This is a genomic window from Anaeromicropila herbilytica, assembly GCF_016591975.1.
Lineage (GTDB): Bacteria > Bacillota > Clostridia > Lachnospirales > Lachnospiraceae > Anaeromicropila > Anaeromicropila herbilytica.
Window position 1 is genome coordinate 2,517,827 of sequence record NZ_AP024169.1, and the last position, 15,566, is coordinate 2,533,392.

Below are 15,566 nucleotides of genomic sequence, written 5' to 3' on the forward strand. Positions count from 1 at the left end.
GTTCTACTATTTATTACAAATAAGATTACGATTAATCATACGTTTTTCATAGCTCTTTTTGTAACTTATTATCTTTATGTTAAAAATATGGTTAGGGTGTCAAAAGTCATTCTCAATCTAAATTGTGTATATTGATGTATAAATATTAATTTTGGCGTAGTCCGGCCGAAAGTATCGTCTATATTTTGTCAAGACTCAAAGAGAAAATAGGAACGTGAGTGAGTATTTTCCCTTGTTATGAGGCTTGTAAAAAATATGATGCTTGAGGGAAAGGTAGCCCAAATTCATAATTATACATCGATATACACTCAACAAACTAAAAGATGACTTTGACACCCTAACCAAATATCCTTGTTTTACAAAAGTTTACGCAAAAGGATTCTCTGTCTTATAAAGCATTCCTTTTGGTTGGTTAAATCCTAGTTCCTTTACGCCTAAATATCGGAATAGATTATAGATTGCCTTTCCATAATGTCCAAATGCAACTGCACCATGGTGTGGGTATCTCTTCTCAATTAATACATGGCGATAGAATCTTCCCATCTCAGGAATTGCAAATACACCAATTGCGCCAAATGAACGAGTTGCAACAGGAAGAACTTCTCCTTCTGCTACATAAGCTGTTAACTCAGCTTCCGCATTACTTTGAAGACGGAAGAACGTAATGTTACCTGGTATGATATCTCCCTCTAAAGTACCTCTAGTAATGTTAGGTTCTACATCTGGTTCTAAAGCTCTAGCCATTATCATTTGATTCTTCATTGTACAACTTGACAATTTACTAGAAGCTGTGTTACCGCAATGGAACGCCATAAAAGTATCCTTTAAAGTATAATCAAATTTACCTTTGATCTCACTTTCGTACATATCTGCTGGTACTGAATTATTGATATCTAGTAACGTAACAACATCTTTACTTATGCAAGTTCCGATATATTCGCTTAATGCACCATAGATATCTACTTCGCAAGACACTGGAATACCCATAGCTGCTAGACGGCTATTTACATAACAAGGAACGAATCCAAATTGAGTCTGGAAAGATGGCCAGCATTTATTTGCAAATACAACATATTCTCTAGAACCTTTATGTTCTTCCATCCAATCTAATAAGGTAATCTCATATTGTGCTAGTTTTGGTAAGATACCTGGCATCTTATTGCCTTCTCCCAATTCTTTTTCCATACTTGCAATTACTTCTGGAATTCTAGAATCGTTAGCATGCGCATGGAATGCTGCATATAAATCAAGTTCAGAATTTTCTTCAATCTCTACGCCTAGATTGTATAATTGCTTGATTGGCGCATTACAAGCTAAGAAGTCTTGAGGACGAGGTCCAAAAGAGATAATTTTAAGATTATTAAGTCCTAATATAGCAGTAGCAACTGGTTCGAATTCCTTAATCATATCTGCAACTTCACTTGCAGTTCCTACTGGATATTCTGGTATGTATGCTTTTAGATTACGAAGAGCTAGATTATAGCTTGCATTAAGCATTCCACAATATGCATCTCCACGTCCATTAATTAAGTTATCTCCTGTTTCTTCAGCTGCAGCTACAAACATAACTGGCCCATTAAATTTTTTGGCTAATAAAGTTTCTGCTGTCTCTGGTCCAAAATTACCAAGGTAAACAACAAGTGCATTTACCTCTGCTTTTTTTACTTCTTGAAGTGCTTTTTCCATATCTAGTTCATTTTCTACTGCTGTAGAACATTCATAAATATCAAGATTTATTTTTCTACAAGCGTCGACTACTGCTTTTCTACGATTGATAGATAACTCCATAGGGAAGCAATCTCTACTTACTGCTACGATTCCTAATTTTACTTGTGGTATATTGTTCATAACGAATCCTCCATATGTTTTGCTTCATAATTAATTTAATAGATATACAATATATCTCTAAATTACGTACTTTATTTTAAATTTCAACTATATTATACCACACTTATATCATGGATGATATACATTTATTTAGTTATTAAACTATATATTTTTATAAATATATATAGTTAGTACCCACTCTCTTTTACTAAGAAGTATACGGTCCCTTACTACTACCTTCTTACTTTTTTAGAACCTCACCTAATTGCTTTGGTAATAAAGGATCATAAAATGTACAAGTAAGACGATCATAATATTGACCTGGGATGTCCCATATCATTGGGCAGATTCCACGATCATAAGCTTCTTTACATACTGAGGTTAAATATAGTCGAACCATATCTGTCGTTTTATTCTTTTTATTCACACCATATTCACCAAGAATTACTGGAATTCCCTTATCAATAAAGTGTGTTTTCATCATATCCATATTGCTTCTTAATTCAGCAACATCTTGCTTAGTCCCCCAAGTAGGCTGCGCCTTACCCCAATCGGCATCTTTATCTAATATTGTAAAGGTAGATGGAGTATAGTAATGTACAGATACTGCACATCTTTTTTCTGGATCATTTGGCATCTTAAAGAGTGGATCGCATGTCCATTTAATATCTGTTGCACAACCAGAAATGAGTAAATGACGTTTTTCATTATTCCCTCCTGCAGCTCTGATAACATCTACGAAGGATTGATTGATCTTATTCAAAATATCATATACCTTTTCTTTTGCTTTTGTATCATTCCCATAAGGATCCCATACCTCTTTATACACGCCTTCCTCATTGTAGGATTCAAATATTAGATGATCTCCATACTTTGCAAAACGCGAACCAATTTGTTTCCAAATGCTTTGATACTTTTTCATACAATTCTCATAATCACCAGTGAAGAATCCTTTAAACCATCCATTGTCATAATGAATATTTATTACTACATACATATCATCGTCTAATGCATAATTAGTTACCTCTTCAACACGGTTCATTAGTACAGGGTTAATGGTGTAATCTTTCGCCATAAAGTTTGACCAAGCTACCGGAATTCGTACGGAGTGAAAACCAGCATCACGAACACCATCAATCATTTTCTTCGTAATCATGGGACTTTGCCAAGAGGTCTCATAATATTTTGGATCCATTATTTTTGTCTTAGGAATCCATGCATCCAAAGTATTACCAAGATTCCAACCTATCCCCATATCTTTCACTAGGTCCATCGTAGTCATGTCTCTCATTACATTCTTATTTGGATTTGGTGTAGCTTCTTTATCACTTTCTTTAGTAGTCTCTGTCGCTTCTTTATCATCTGTTGTTTTTACACTGTCAGCTTTTGCAGTTACTGATGTACTTTCCTTTTGTGTAGATACAGTCTTGTCCTCTTTTGACTCATTTCCCCTTGAGCAAGCTGTAACTAGACTGATTATAAGAACTAGAACAGTGAACAATGCAGTTATTTTATTGATTTTTTTCATTCTTTCTCCAATCTGACGTCCTTGACGACATTTCTGTTCTTAATTACTAACTGGGTGAATACATAACTCCTTCCATGTTAATTTCTCCTTTAGTAAGCAAACTTACCAATTTGTAAGTTTAAGCTTTTAATTGTAAGGTAAATCGATGGTTCTCTAGTTTGAATTCCTGTATGATTAGTTCATAAGGTTGATACAAAAACAAACATTAAAAATTAAATATTAAAGGAGATTGTATTATGAAGACATTAACAAAAATTTTAAAAGTGATTATTATCTTATGTGGAGCATTAGTAGCAGGAGCTACAGTTGGATGTATATGTAACATTATCAATATTCCTACAACAACAGTAGCTATCATACTAGCATGTTCTGTAGCAAGTTGCTTCTCTTATAAAAAGAAGGAAGTACTAGCATAAAAAAGTTTTTATCATTAATTAAAATTGTACCACCACATGACTTGGCGTATATATAATAACTCAAATCATATTAAATTGTGTTATTGTGTACTCCAAGTCTTTTTGTTCTCACTCTTATTTTTTAAAAATATCATTCATGGTATACCATATTATACCATATTTATCAGTTGAATAGATAACATTTATTTACTCAGTAAACTATTCTTTTTATTATCTTTTTATTATCATCTTTATCATTTTTTATTAATCTTTTGAGTCCAACGATAATGTCCCACTATTTCATAATTATCAATATTATTTGCTTCCTTAGCACCTGAACCATTATGATGTATGATAAAAGGGATTCCATCTTTATTTCTTTTATCCGAGCAGATAGCAATGTGTTTTGTAAATACTACAATATCTCCCGCTTGCCATTCTTCGGGATTGCTGAAATCAGTTGTTAATATTTCCGCATTTCTATCAAAAAAGACTTTTAGATTCTTCACCCTTCGAAAATCGATATTGGGATCTGGCTTATCTATCATGTTGTACGAATCTAGGTTCTCTTTAATATCTTTATCTACCATGTCTTTCAAATGGTATCCTGCGTTCTCAAATGCATTCCATATGACATCTGTACACACACCATATCCCTTCTTCGGATAACCACCTTCATAATATGCGCTTTTATATATTGGTTTTGTGGTGATATAAGATTTGGCACCTTCGAACAGATCAGTGTAATCATCTATGCCATCTTTGTCTTCGTCGTGGCTTGATTTGATTTCCTTTATATGAAGTTCAGTGGCTGTAAATGGTATCGGCGAATGCAGCTTAGGTGTGATTTTCTTGCTATATAATATATAAGACAATATCAATGTGATTACTAAAATAACTAATATGATACATACTATACTTGTTTTCTTGCTAGACTTTGTTCTCATCAATTTTCTTTCATCCTCCTCAGATCCTTTTAGTGGCGTAACACCTATATATTTACATCTCATTATATCATTTAAATATCTGTGTAATAATTAAGAATTTACTTACATTTTTTTAATTTATTATTTATCAAGAATCTAACGTCAACCTTACGAAATAGAAAAAACCGGATTGATATCAACCCGGTTATCCTTGTTTCTATTCGATTTAAGAAGTGCTCATATTATTAAATAGCTTGTATTTAGCAAAATAGGCAACACCTTAAAGTATTTGTTTTGCTTTTAATAGAATCTGTGCATCAATCTCGCCCTTTTCAACCATTGTATCCATTATCCTCCACACATCGCTTTTTTCCATTCCAATTCGATAAGGCCTAGATTCAGTTAATGCCTGATAAATATCGCAAATTCCCATGATACGCTCTTGTTGTCCTAGCATATCTCCAGTACAATGCAATGGATATCCACTTCCGTTTAATTTTTCGTGATGATTTGCAGCTATTTCAGTAATACGTTCAAACCCTTTTACTTGTTGTAATATAAGACGTGTGTAATAAGTGTGTTTATTTATTTCATACCGTTCCTCTGTCGTTAATGGGCCTGGTTTTTCAATGATATCTGTAGGTACAATTAATTTTCCAATATCATGCAGCAACCCTGCAATATACATTTCATGCTGCATATTCTCATCATACTCTAAAAACTGACTCATCTTTAAAGCAAGTTCTGCGATACCTATAGAATGTCGATATGTAAAATGGCTACGATTATCAATAATTTCAGAAAATGCATAAGCATATTTCTCTACGAAATCATAATCTAAATACCTTGATTCAACTTTAATTTTTTCGTTCAAAATAGGATTAAAATCATGATTAAAATAATCCAATAGGAAAAACTCCTTATGAGTTAATGAAACAAATGCATCAATAATTTCCTGCCTGAAGTATCTTTTCTTACTCTCAATCCATTGACTGATCTGATCCATAAGAAGTACATCATTCTTTCTAATAGACGAGAAATGAATATCAAATGTATTTGCAAAACATATAATTTGCGACTCTATGGGAATCTCGGTTCCTTTTTTTCCAAATGGTCCACTTCCATCATAAAATTCGTGGTGATACAACACAAACTCAGCTAGTTTATCCTCTACTGGTAAAGCAAGAACTATTTTCTTCCCAGCTTGGCAGTGTTTTCGTATATCATAATAATCTCCTGCTCCGATATCATGAAGCATCGCTGAATAATACAAATCTTTTTTGTTATCAGCCGAGAGCCCAATTTCACTTGCAATCATATAAGCTGCATATGCAACATGTTTGGAGTGTGAAAAATACGACTTTTCAGCAACATCAAGTGCATACGATAGCCCTTCTATTAATTTTCTTTCGTTTATCTTCAAAATATTCTCCTTGGAATCTATAAATATTGTGCTAATGTATAAACTGCACTTACATTATAACATATCTATGACTTGGAGTGGTATACATCTGCAATTAAACTATTTATTTTATCTTAGTAGATAGCAAACTCCTCTTGCATTATTCCAATGAACTCTTACTATCCCAATGATGAAACCACAGAATGCTAAGTATCAATATTACGCCACTTGATACAATTGCAATCAGTATCCCATTATGAAAATCAGCTCTTAGTAATAGATAGTTACTTACACTTAATTGTTTAAGTGATATATAATCAACAAAACGGGCACTCCAACTATATGGTATGATCTTCCACCATTTATCTCCAATACCTGTTAACATAAGAGCTTCTATTAAGCTACCAACAATTCCAAGTCCAATTGAAACTCCTTTACCAAATCTAAAGCTTAAAACTAGATGTATTATATACAACATAACATTCCCAATAAATAGAACGAAAAAGATTTCTATATAAGTTACTATTGGAAAATTTTTTTGTCTTACAAAACATTGAATCCCTACATCAAAAATACCAAGTGCTAATATTAATGCACCAATTTCTAAAAATAATAACGTAATTATCTTACTTATAAATGGAAGCGCTCTATTCTTTGTTCTCGTAAGCATCTCTTGAAAGTTACCTGCTTGCTCCTCTACTGACATTACCATTGCACATAATAAACCAATCAAGATAGGAAACGCAATTGCTAATGCTTCATAAAAAGCACTTATTTCATTAAAAGTATCTTTAGGAGCCGTTTTATAATACAGTAAAAATGATACTGCTCCTATCATTGGAACGAATAGATGGATACGTAGAAGAGACGTTTTTCTTAATTTATATAGATCAGCGCAAATTAATCTTAATAACACCACCATCTATTCAACCTCCCCTTTGGAATATTGATGTGAAGTATACATAGTAAGAATAATAAAAAGCGTTATAGCTAGGATAAGCGTTATTCCCATACCATTTTTATTTAATAATGGATCATTTGCTTTTGCCATCAGTCCATTTGGTAATATACCTAGTATTGGACACATCAATCTTGTTGTCCAACTATAAGGACATAGATACCAAAGAGATTTATCAACAACTAATACTCCAATCATAACTCCTACCATACTATTTATCATGATAGTAACAAAAAGTCCAAATCTCTTTACCAATAATAAGCAAAACGGGATCTGCCATATAGAAGTAATTGCTATTACTACGGAAGCAATCATTACTCTACCAAATGTAATAACAATAGAACGAGGTGCAATAAGATAACCACTAAAAGATCCTACACAAACTAACATACAAACAATAAATAAATAGCAACAAACTAATATTATTTTTGCTGTCCATATCTTCTTAATTGATATAGGTAAGGAAAATAATGCTCTATATTTTAACTTCTTTACTTCCTTTTCCTGTACAAATGCACACATTAATGAGATACAGCCAGCTGCTAAAAATGTATACCACCAATTCAAAGCTTCAGCTTGAAAACAAAGTGGCGAGCTAAGAGCAAGTAATATAGTGATGATTGGTGCTAGATAAATTAATCTTCTTACCAAAGTATTCTTATATTTTAGATGTTCTGCTTTTAAATATTGAATCATCTTACTCTTCTCCCCTCTTGTTATTCTCTACAACACGTAAGAAAAGAGTTTCTAAATCATCTTCTTTACCAATTGCTGCTTCATAGCCTAATCTTCCATTTGCAATGATACCGATATGATCTGCAATTAGCTCCACTTCGGATAATATATGGCTTGATAAAATTACTGTTATTCCTTGTTCTGGGAAGGTATGTATTAACTTTCTTAGGTCTTTAATTCCAATAGGATCAAGCCCATTGGTTGGTTCATCAAGAATTAATAATTTAGGTTTATTAAGTAATGCAATTGCTATTCCGAGACGCTGTTTCATTCCAAGAGAAAATTGACCAGACTTCTTCTTCCCTGTATTGGTTAAATCAACGATCTCTAGCACCTCATCAATTCTTGATTCATTTAACCCAAGCATAATTGTTCTGACTTTTAAGTTCTCTCTAGCCGTTAGATTTTCATATAAAGGTGGCGATTCAATTAATGCTCCAATATTAGCTAGATCACTTCTACTCCATTTATGGTCGTTAAAATAAATATCGCCACTACTGGGAATAAACATCCCAGTAATCATTTTTAATAGAGTTGATTTACCTGCCCCATTCGGTCCAAGTAACCCATATACCGAATGTTCTTTTACTGATATCGTGATATTATCTGCAGCTTTGTATCCTTTAAAAGTTTTACTTAAGTTTTTGGTTTGTAATATATAATTGTTCATATCATCATCCTTTCTTTTGATATTGTAAAGGATAATTGTAAGGATTTTATAAGGTTTTTAGTTTTGTATTAAAAAAGGCTGATGTTAAACTTTTAAGATAAGTTTAACATCAGCCTTTTATGATACAATAATAGCTACACTATACTACAATATCAATTTGTAATGGAAATCGTTATATATCTGGTAAATATCTAAATTGAGATATAATATTCTACTTCAAAACGATTTGTTTACTATTCGTTAAGCATATTATATTACTTAAGTAACTCTATCTTTTTTAGTACATGCTGAATATCTTTAATGATAAGTGACTGCATACTGCTTTTATATACTAGAGGATTTGCATTGTGTAAAGCTTTTATTATGCATTCTATTAAATCTTGTTTATATTCAGCGATGATAGGGAGCGCTTGAATACATTGTCTTGCTGTAATTGATTTATCATCCATGATATGTTTTAGATAGTCGTCAATTATCTCGTCAATCTTGTTATCCTTATCCCATTTGGCATTATTTGCAATTAAAATAATGCCTCTTGTTCGGATATATGAGTTCGGATCAGCTAACAAATCTACGAAAGTATTAAAGTATGGATAAACTAGTTCAGAACTCATACTTTCACTTTCAAGTTGTTTTAGACACTGATATGCATATTTATTGTCTTTATCTCTTAAACCTTCGACTAATTCATTTATATTATTCATTATATTCACCGCTTATCAAATTTGTATTTCTATATTATATATTATATAAATTTTGGCTACCTATCACTACCAGATTGAAACATTTAATATGTAATTACTATACACTATCCCTAATATCAGGAAAACGACTTTTTAAAAATACACTATAACTTAAATCAGGACTATCTTTCAAACTATTATCTTTAATTTCTGATTGTATTGTTCTATAGATAAAAGATATCATCTTTGTATCCAACGTATCATATCTTTGAATAATCAGTTCACCTTGTTTCTCGTACTCTAATAGAATCTTATAAATATCAGTAAACACCGTACATTTTTCAATTGGTACTGGTTTTGGGTAGGTAATAGCACAATTAATATTGGTAGGATTATGAAGAACATCAATCATGCTGCATTCATATAAATACCCAGTTTTTCCGCTATACACATCAGCTAACGCATCTGGGTAATACTCGGTATAAATAGGTATACCAGCCTGACTAAAACCATAGGGGAACCAATTAAATGGTCTTTCCACTACATGAACCATATAAAAAGAAGCCACTACCGAATTCGTAGAAAAATATATATATGGTTCCTCGTGTTCTGATACATGCGGTAAGAGTATTTCTAATCCCTTTTCTGAGCTTCCATGATAATACAATTCACTTCACCTTCCTCTGTAAGTTTATATAAATAATTCTAATAAAGCAATAAAGACTTGTACATTTACTCGCAACTATCTAATCTGGCATATACCAATAAGAACTAAATTGATATAAGTAAGTTCTTGACCCTCCAGGCATTTGTGTTAAAGCATTGAATATATTGTAATAATCACCTGCTCCCATACTGATTGACAGTACACCAAACGCACCTAAGATAGAAAGAGAAGGCCAGATTAACCCTATCCCAAAAGGAATAATACCAAATATAAGGTTTGGTAGTAATGACATGAATATAAATCTGCCTTTACTCATTGTTTCAGTACCAACAACAAACAGCATTCCTTGCTTGAAGTTAGTATAAAGATAGACATCTTCTTTAAAACAAATGGCATGTAATAGTTCATGTGGAAACAAACTTAATAGAGCGAAAATAGAGCCTACAAGAATATATTCTATAAAAGAATTGCTATAACGCAGATATAAAATAAATCCAAAAACGAGTAGCATGATTACCGATAAAATACTCATGATTTTAGCCATTTCTTTCATATCTTTTGCTTCTTTAAATGGAACTGCTCCACGCATGTGCGTATTGCACGGAAGAGATTCTGGGTTCAAATCATACTTTCCCATGTAATGTAATTTCATTATGATTTCACTCCTATTTTCTAAATACCTATTACTAAATTATACCCTAGGATTGCTTTCAAACCAAGTGTTAATTCAACGTTATCTGCTCGACCTACCATATGATAAATTCCATTATAATCCATTCTATAATTATTTCAATAAATATTATGAAATAATAAAAAGTACAATCAATAAACCTTCAATATTTTTTGAGGTTTCATTGATTGCACTTTTTAAAAGTATCATATATCAGAATCGTAACTAATTTGCTGACAATAGTTCCATATAATAGTTCGGATTACCAGTTAAATAGTATTGATACCATGCTTCTGTTGTTTCATGAGAATAAATATGTAAATATTCGATAATATGTTTCGCCCATAATAATCCATCATACTACTCATGATACATTTGCATGATACCTTCATAATCCTCTATTATCCGATTAATAAGTTCTACAGGGGCTAGCACCTTAGCATCCTTACCAAAAGAAAGAATTACTCCATACCAAAACTGTTCATTCTCAGGTACAACAATCTCATATTCAAAATCACCATTTTCATATTCTTTCGTAACTGTACCATTTAAATATTCACGACATCTTGATATAAGATTTGCCTTACATAATAGTTGAATTGTGATCCTTTTTCTATGATCAGGTGAATCTTTTAGGATAGCATTCACTTCCCCTAGATTATGAATTCTTGTATTTTCTTTATCTAAACTTCTAAGATGATCCATTCGTATTACTTTATACATTCGGTAATCATGATACTTCACGCTATATCCTATCAGATACCAATTGTACCACTTATATATAGTGGCAACTGGTTCAACTTCTACTTCTTTATTCTCATCATTACTATTAGTATAGGAAAAGGTAATCCTATGTTTCTTCTGTATGCATTGATTCAGAATAAATAACATCTCATTCGTATCTCGATTCTCATGAACAACGCTTAAGTCCATGAATATGGTATTGTCTGAATTCGGACTTAAATATTGCATTTTCTCCAAAGTTGCTTCAATATCTCTATTTGCATAAGCAGATGCTAGTCCCTGTAATGCGCATATTACATAGTTATAATCAATCTCATCAGCTATCTGTTGTTGCATTTTAAAAGTTTCCATTATCTCGTAACCACCATCAACCCCACAATTAGAAACTACGGGAATTCCCGCTAAACACAAAGTATCAATATCTCTTACAATAGTTCTAGTAGAGACTTCAAAGTGTTTCGCTAATATATTAGCTGAGGTTCGGCCATGATTTAATAGATATATTGTAAGTCCTAAAAGACGTTCAATCTTCATACTAGCTCCAATCTGTTGCTTTCGGTGACTTACGAATTGAATGTTTGTAACGTATTATATTCATACTAATTCCTACAATCCCTTGTGCATACCCAGTAATCTCCATATTCAGTCCCATCATGACCAATCACTTTTTCTTCAGAAGGATGAAATCCCATAAGCTCTAAAGCCTGAATTCTTTCCTTTGCAAATGGTGCTGCTTTTGTTGCAATCCAATTGCAGTGAAATAAATCATATGTATTCGATAACAAGATTGACACAATTGATTCAATACAATTATCATTTTCATAGTCACTTCTAAGATCCAATCTAAGTAGTGCACATGCATTAAAATAATCCTTGGAATCTCTATGAAATAATTCAATAGTACCAATTGCTTCATTCGTGCTTTTATCGATAATAGACCATCTCACAAATGCTTTACATTGATATGACCATATCCAAAACTGAATTGCCTCTTGTATTCTATCAAGCGTTTGGTAGTAAAAATTATCATTGCAATTGTCACTGTTAAAATATGAAACTGCTTTCTCATCACTATATACTTTTAATAAATCCTTGGCATCTTCTATCTCTACCAGTCGTAATAGATACCCTTTGTCTTCTAATATTGGGCATTGTTCATAGACATCCTTCATTACTTTCATCAACTTCTTTCTTATATTTTTATACTATAGCATTGTAATTGCATCTTCAAAAGTTATACATCTAGAATACCGATTGTTCCACATTTTTTCATTATAATATTTATATGATTGCTCTGCTGTCAAATACTCGTTATTAACTGTTGAGTTGCAATAAGCTGGAACTATCATATCGAATCCATGTTCAAATCCGCATTTAATTGTGGCATCAATACAATAATCTGTTTGCAATCCTGCAATCATAATCTTGCTCTCATTTTTAGATTGCAGATACTCTAGCAATCCTGTATCTTTAAATGCACTATTAACATGTTTGTCAAATATCTTTTCATTCAATTCAGGTGCAAATTCGTTAAAGATCTCAAATCCAGTAACACCTTTGGTTAATTCTTCACCATCATCGTGTCTAACATAAATCACTTCTGTATTGTTCTGTCTAGCAGTACATATCAGTTGCTTCGTATTGCTTACAAATTGCTCATATTGATAAAGATCCTTTGTTACTATTGAGTCTTGCGTATCAACAATTAATAAAATCATATTAAATCTCCTTTAGTTTTGGTTAATTTTCTTAATTATAACAAAATAACTATGACAGCTGTATGTCATAGTTATTTTATTATCTTATTATCTTGTTATCTAGATTTATAAAATTTATAACTAGATAGTCATAAGACAATATATATCCGAGTATATTCACTCAAGCATATTCCATTGATAAATCATTGTTCAAGTTTCGTAGATTGCAATTTCACAGTACTGAATATTACTAAAAAAATTGAAATCAACATTAGAATACCCACTATGCGTTTCATAATAACTTTAACTATGTTGTTCGAAGTACTCTAAGATTTCCTTAAGTACTTGTTGTCTAGTGTTCGGTGCAAAACCATGCCCCTCACCTTCATATACCTGAAGGCTTGCATTCTTAAAACTTGCAGTTGCCTTTTTAGCATATGTAAGTGGAACAATATAGTCAGAATCACCATGAAATATAATGACTGGCTTCTCATAATTATGTATATATTCAAAAACATCATACTGAGGTAGCTCATCATAAAACTTTCTTGAAATGTCCATACCCATACAGTCAATTGTATCAGGTAAGCCTTGTTCCTTGCGTTTGTTCCAATCATCTACAATACAAAAAGCAGGATACAAAAGTAACATACCAGCGATTTTATTTTGAAGTTCAGTTGCAACTAATGCTGTGACAAATCCGCCTTGACTTTCACCGTACAAATAGATCTGATTCTCATCAACAATGTCCATAGCTCCTATCATTTCAATAACAGCTTTTAGATCCTCTTGCTCTGTTCGAATGCTCATATCTATAGAGTTCCCATTGCTTTTTGAAACTGTAGAACCTCCACAGAAATCATAACAATAAGTAATAATTTCGTGTTGCGCTAGTTCTTTCGCAATATCCTGCAAATCCATATGAGATGAATTATAGCCATGACTTAATATCAATACAGGTAGTTTTTTCTTTTCTGTCTGAGGAATATTAAGAACCCCGTAAATAAGATTTGTTCCATAAGAACAAGGCATTTCTTTCGTAATGTAATCTGATTTTTTCATAAGCATATCCTTTCTTATATAAATGTTCTAATTTAATTATTATACTTCAATACTGTTATCTATTTAAGATTTTATGAAGTTCTTATGTTCTATCCTAGTGCTATACTTAGAGCAGATAGAATATTCATGATTGAATGCATGAGCCAACTTGGAACAATTGATCCAGAAGCATATTTTTCATTCATCCATCCTTCTACCCAACCAATCGTTCCTGGTAATATTGTAAGTATTATTGTAACCAGTATATTACCTGTAACTATTCCAAATGGTAATCCATGCATGAGCCCAAATAGACAAGCTTGTATTGTATTACCACTGACAAAACCGAATTTATGAATCAGACGTTTTGCTAGAAATCCTCGAAACAAGATTTCTTCTGATAGTCCTGTTTGTATTATTGCATAAACTAATATGCGGGGCAGAGCATTGAAACCTTGATTGGAAAACTGACTTGTTGCTGTATTAATATCTCCTAATAACTGTGTCATTACCATGACCATTAGAAATATATAGGTACAAGATACTGCTAACATTATTAGAAATAGCTTTATCATGGAACCTTTTAAAACTGGTTTTTTAAGTCCAATCCATGTGAAAAAGTTTTCATCATTTCTCGTTGTAATCATCCACCATATGAGCGGTATGATAGAAAATACAATAACTTGAACGATAGCGTTTACGAGCAAGTCCAACATAATTCATATCTCCAATCATTATTTATTATTCATAATTTCTACAAGCTTCAATTACTGTTAAATACTGCGAGATTTCATCAATATTAACGTTCATAAAACTTATGTATAAGTCAGCTAGTTGTTTTTGCATAATTTCAATTTCTTCCCTATTCGGAATATTATCTGGTAATGACCCTTTTGCTATTAAAAAATACGTTCTTGCCACATCATATAGCCATGGTCCATAGCAAACATTCATAAAATCAATAATTAGCGTTGTTCCTTGTAAATTAATCCATACATTTCCAGGATGAAAATCTCCATGGCAAAGATTATCTCCATCTGGTAATTCGTCTATTTTATTATAAAGCTTTTTACTTTCGTCTGTTTCATCACTAATCAGTTGTTTAAGAAAATCTTTATAGTAAATTCCTTCGTTGGTATGGCATTTTAATATATTCTTATGTACATCTACTATATTCTTTATTTGGTATTCAATATTTTCATTTCTTAATATTTTTTCTAGAACTGTTTCACCATAAAGTCTATCGTAAATAATTCCAATTCTATCATTTATATGAATTATATCGTATGCATTTGGTACTGGTAAGTTCATTTTACTCATCAACTTAGAATTCTTATATTCCTTTTCAATAGCACTACTACAATAGCCTTCAAAGAATAATTTACATACCTTTCCTTCTTCGTAAGCTATTATTTCAGCAGTATTACCGACTCCAATAATCTCCATTTATTTTTCCTCCGGACTGCATTAATCATCAAATATGTAAATCAAACGTGGGTTAGACCTATTTATTATTAATAGATTTACTTGCATACTGAGCAATATAGATTTCTTTAAAGCCAAGACTATCATATAGAAATCTTGCTTTATTACCAACTACACAATATAGAATAGTCAACGTCT

At 31.9% G+C, this 15,566-nt stretch carries 17 protein-coding genes; 1 reads left to right on the forward strand and 16 read right to left on the reverse strand.

The annotated features are described in order from the left end of the window. Positions 1 to 366 precede the first annotated feature (366 nt). Together bsdtb5_RS10620 and bsdtb5_RS10625 are read right to left on the reverse strand one after the other, a co-directional pair. Positions 367 to 1,848, reverse strand: coding sequence for an L-fucose/L-arabinose isomerase family protein (locus bsdtb5_RS10620; RefSeq protein ID WP_271715992.1), 1,482 nt, complete (start codon positions 1,846 to 1,848; stop codon positions 367 to 369). Between the two features lie 220 nt (positions 1,849 to 2,068). Next, positions 2,069 to 3,355, reverse strand: a complete 1,287-nt coding sequence (locus bsdtb5_RS10625; RefSeq protein WP_271715993.1) for a glycoside hydrolase family 5 protein — start codon at positions 3,353 to 3,355, stop codon at positions 2,069 to 2,071. Between the two features lie 236 nt (positions 3,356 to 3,591). Between bsdtb5_RS10625 and bsdtb5_RS10630 the strand changes: the two genes are divergently transcribed. Then, positions 3,592 to 3,771, forward strand: coding sequence for a hypothetical protein (locus bsdtb5_RS10630; protein ID WP_271715994.1), 180 nt, complete (start codon positions 3,592 to 3,594; stop codon positions 3,769 to 3,771). A gap of 233 nt (positions 3,772 to 4,004) precedes the next feature. Here bsdtb5_RS10630 and bsdtb5_RS10635 read toward each other — a convergent pair whose 3' ends face one another. The 14 genes from bsdtb5_RS10635 to bsdtb5_RS10700 all read right to left on the reverse strand — a co-directional run bounded on the left by bsdtb5_RS10635 (position 4,005) and on the right by bsdtb5_RS10700 (position 15,389). Beyond that, the gene (locus bsdtb5_RS10635) at positions 4,005 to 4,697 is read right to left on the reverse strand and encodes a DUF1287 domain-containing protein (RefSeq protein WP_271715995.1); all 693 of its coding nucleotides are present in this window, start codon (positions 4,695 to 4,697) and stop codon (positions 4,005 to 4,007) included. 259 nt (positions 4,698 to 4,956) lie between these two features. Further along, positions 4,957 to 6,099, reverse strand: coding sequence for an HD-GYP domain-containing protein (locus bsdtb5_RS10640; RefSeq protein ID WP_271715996.1), 1,143 nt, complete (start codon positions 6,097 to 6,099; stop codon positions 4,957 to 4,959). A 139-nt stretch (positions 6,100 to 6,238) separates the two neighbouring features. Continuing rightward, complete coding sequence (locus bsdtb5_RS10645; RefSeq protein ID WP_271715997.1) at positions 6,239 to 7,000, reverse strand: lantibiotic immunity ABC transporter MutG family permease subunit; 762 nt, start codon at positions 6,998 to 7,000, stop codon at positions 6,239 to 6,241. Next, positions 7,001 to 7,732 (reverse strand): lantibiotic immunity ABC transporter MutE/EpiE family permease subunit, encoded by a 732-nt coding sequence (locus bsdtb5_RS10650; RefSeq protein WP_271715998.1) that lies wholly within the window; start codon positions 7,730 to 7,732, stop codon positions 7,001 to 7,003. A gap of 1 nt (position 7,733) precedes the next feature. Then, the gene (locus bsdtb5_RS10655) at positions 7,734 to 8,441 is read right to left on the reverse strand and encodes a lantibiotic protection ABC transporter ATP-binding protein (protein ID WP_271715999.1); all 708 of its coding nucleotides are present in this window, start codon (positions 8,439 to 8,441) and stop codon (positions 7,734 to 7,736) included. Positions 8,442 to 8,695: 254 nt separating this feature from the next. Next, positions 8,696 to 9,145 carry a SufBD protein gene (locus bsdtb5_RS10660; RefSeq protein ID WP_271716000.1) on the reverse strand — a complete coding sequence of 150 codons (450 nt, stop codon included), beginning with the start codon at positions 9,143 to 9,145 and terminating at the stop codon, positions 8,696 to 8,698. Between the two features lie 97 nt (positions 9,146 to 9,242). Further along, positions 9,243 to 9,791: a hypothetical protein gene (locus bsdtb5_RS10665; RefSeq protein WP_271716001.1), complete on the reverse strand. Its 549-nt coding sequence runs from the start codon at positions 9,789 to 9,791 to the stop codon at positions 9,243 to 9,245. 79 nt (positions 9,792 to 9,870) lie between these two features. Continuing rightward, a complete protein-coding gene (locus tag bsdtb5_RS10670) occupies positions 9,871 to 10,443 on the reverse strand; it encodes a DUF3267 domain-containing protein (RefSeq protein WP_271716002.1) in 573 nt (190 codons plus the stop codon). Between the two features lie 378 nt (positions 10,444 to 10,821). Continuing rightward, positions 10,822 to 11,739 carry a helix-turn-helix transcriptional regulator gene (locus bsdtb5_RS10675; RefSeq protein ID WP_271716003.1) on the reverse strand — a complete coding sequence of 306 codons (918 nt, stop codon included), beginning with the start codon at positions 11,737 to 11,739 and terminating at the stop codon, positions 10,822 to 10,824. Positions 11,740 to 11,804: 65 nt separating this feature from the next. Next, on the reverse strand, positions 11,805 to 12,386 hold the full coding sequence (locus bsdtb5_RS10680; protein ID WP_330611999.1) for a GNAT family N-acetyltransferase: 582 nt from the start codon (positions 12,384 to 12,386) through the stop codon (positions 11,805 to 11,807). A gap of 24 nt (positions 12,387 to 12,410) precedes the next feature. Further along, positions 12,411 to 12,923 (reverse strand): cysteine hydrolase family protein, encoded by a 513-nt coding sequence (locus tag bsdtb5_RS10685; RefSeq protein WP_271716004.1) that lies wholly within the window; start codon positions 12,921 to 12,923, stop codon positions 12,411 to 12,413. Between the two features lie 282 nt (positions 12,924 to 13,205). After that, on the reverse strand, positions 13,206 to 13,964 hold the full coding sequence (locus bsdtb5_RS10690; RefSeq protein ID WP_271716005.1) for an alpha/beta hydrolase family protein: 759 nt from the start codon (positions 13,962 to 13,964) through the stop codon (positions 13,206 to 13,208). Between the two features lie 89 nt (positions 13,965 to 14,053). Then, positions 14,054 to 14,659, reverse strand: a complete 606-nt coding sequence (locus tag bsdtb5_RS10695; RefSeq protein WP_271716006.1) for a CPBP family intramembrane glutamic endopeptidase — start codon at positions 14,657 to 14,659, stop codon at positions 14,054 to 14,056. Positions 14,660 to 14,684: 25 nt separating this feature from the next. Further along, positions 14,685 to 15,389 (reverse strand): phosphotransferase, encoded by a 705-nt coding sequence (locus bsdtb5_RS10700; protein ID WP_271716007.1) that lies wholly within the window; start codon positions 15,387 to 15,389, stop codon positions 14,685 to 14,687. Between the last annotated feature and the right edge of the window lie 177 nt (positions 15,390 to 15,566).

Bases quoted from the DNA above. Each gene is read 5' to 3' on its own strand.
- bsdtb5_RS10620 (WP_271715992.1), bottom strand. From the start codon at position 1,848: ATGAACAATATACCACAAGTAAAATTAGGAATCGTAGCAGTAAGTAGA.
- bsdtb5_RS10680 (WP_330611999.1), bottom strand. From the start codon at position 12,386: ATGAAAGTAATGAAGGATGTCTATGAACAATGCCCAATATTAGAAGAC.
- bsdtb5_RS10690 (WP_271716005.1), bottom strand. From the start codon at position 13,964: ATGAAAAAATCAGATTACATTACGAAAGAAATGCCTTGTTCTTATGGA.
- bsdtb5_RS10700 (WP_271716007.1), bottom strand. From the start codon at position 15,389: ATGGAGATTATTGGAGTCGGTAATACTGCTGAAATAATAGCTTACGAA.
- bsdtb5_RS10650 (WP_271715998.1), bottom strand. From the start codon at position 7,732: ATGATTCAATATTTAAAAGCAGAACATCTAAAATATAAGAATACTTTG.
- bsdtb5_RS10685 (WP_271716004.1), bottom strand. From the start codon at position 12,923: ATGATTTTATTAATTGTTGATACGCAAGACTCAATAGTAACAAAGGAT.
- bsdtb5_RS10635 (WP_271715995.1), bottom strand. From the start codon at position 4,697: ATGAGAACAAAGTCTAGCAAGAAAACAAGTATAGTATGTATCATATTA.
- bsdtb5_RS10645 (WP_271715997.1), bottom strand. From the start codon at position 7,000: ATGGTGGTGTTATTAAGATTAATTTGCGCTGATCTATATAAATTAAGA.
- bsdtb5_RS10660 (WP_271716000.1), bottom strand. From the start codon at position 9,145: ATGAATAATATAAATGAATTAGTCGAAGGTTTAAGAGATAAAGACAAT.
- bsdtb5_RS10695 (WP_271716006.1), bottom strand. From the start codon at position 14,659: ATGTTGGACTTGCTCGTAAACGCTATCGTTCAAGTTATTGTATTTTCT.
- bsdtb5_RS10675 (WP_271716003.1), bottom strand. From the start codon at position 11,739: ATGAAGATTGAACGTCTTTTAGGACTTACAATATATCTATTAAATCAT.
- bsdtb5_RS10630 (WP_271715994.1), top strand. From the start codon at position 3,592: ATGAAGACATTAACAAAAATTTTAAAAGTGATTATTATCTTATGTGGA.
- bsdtb5_RS10655 (WP_271715999.1), bottom strand. From the start codon at position 8,441: ATGAACAATTATATATTACAAACCAAAAACTTAAGTAAAACTTTTAAA.
- bsdtb5_RS10670 (WP_271716002.1), bottom strand. From the start codon at position 10,443: ATGAAATTACATTACATGGGAAAGTATGATTTGAACCCAGAATCTCTT.
- bsdtb5_RS10625 (WP_271715993.1), bottom strand. From the start codon at position 3,355: ATGAAAAAAATCAATAAAATAACTGCATTGTTCACTGTTCTAGTTCTT.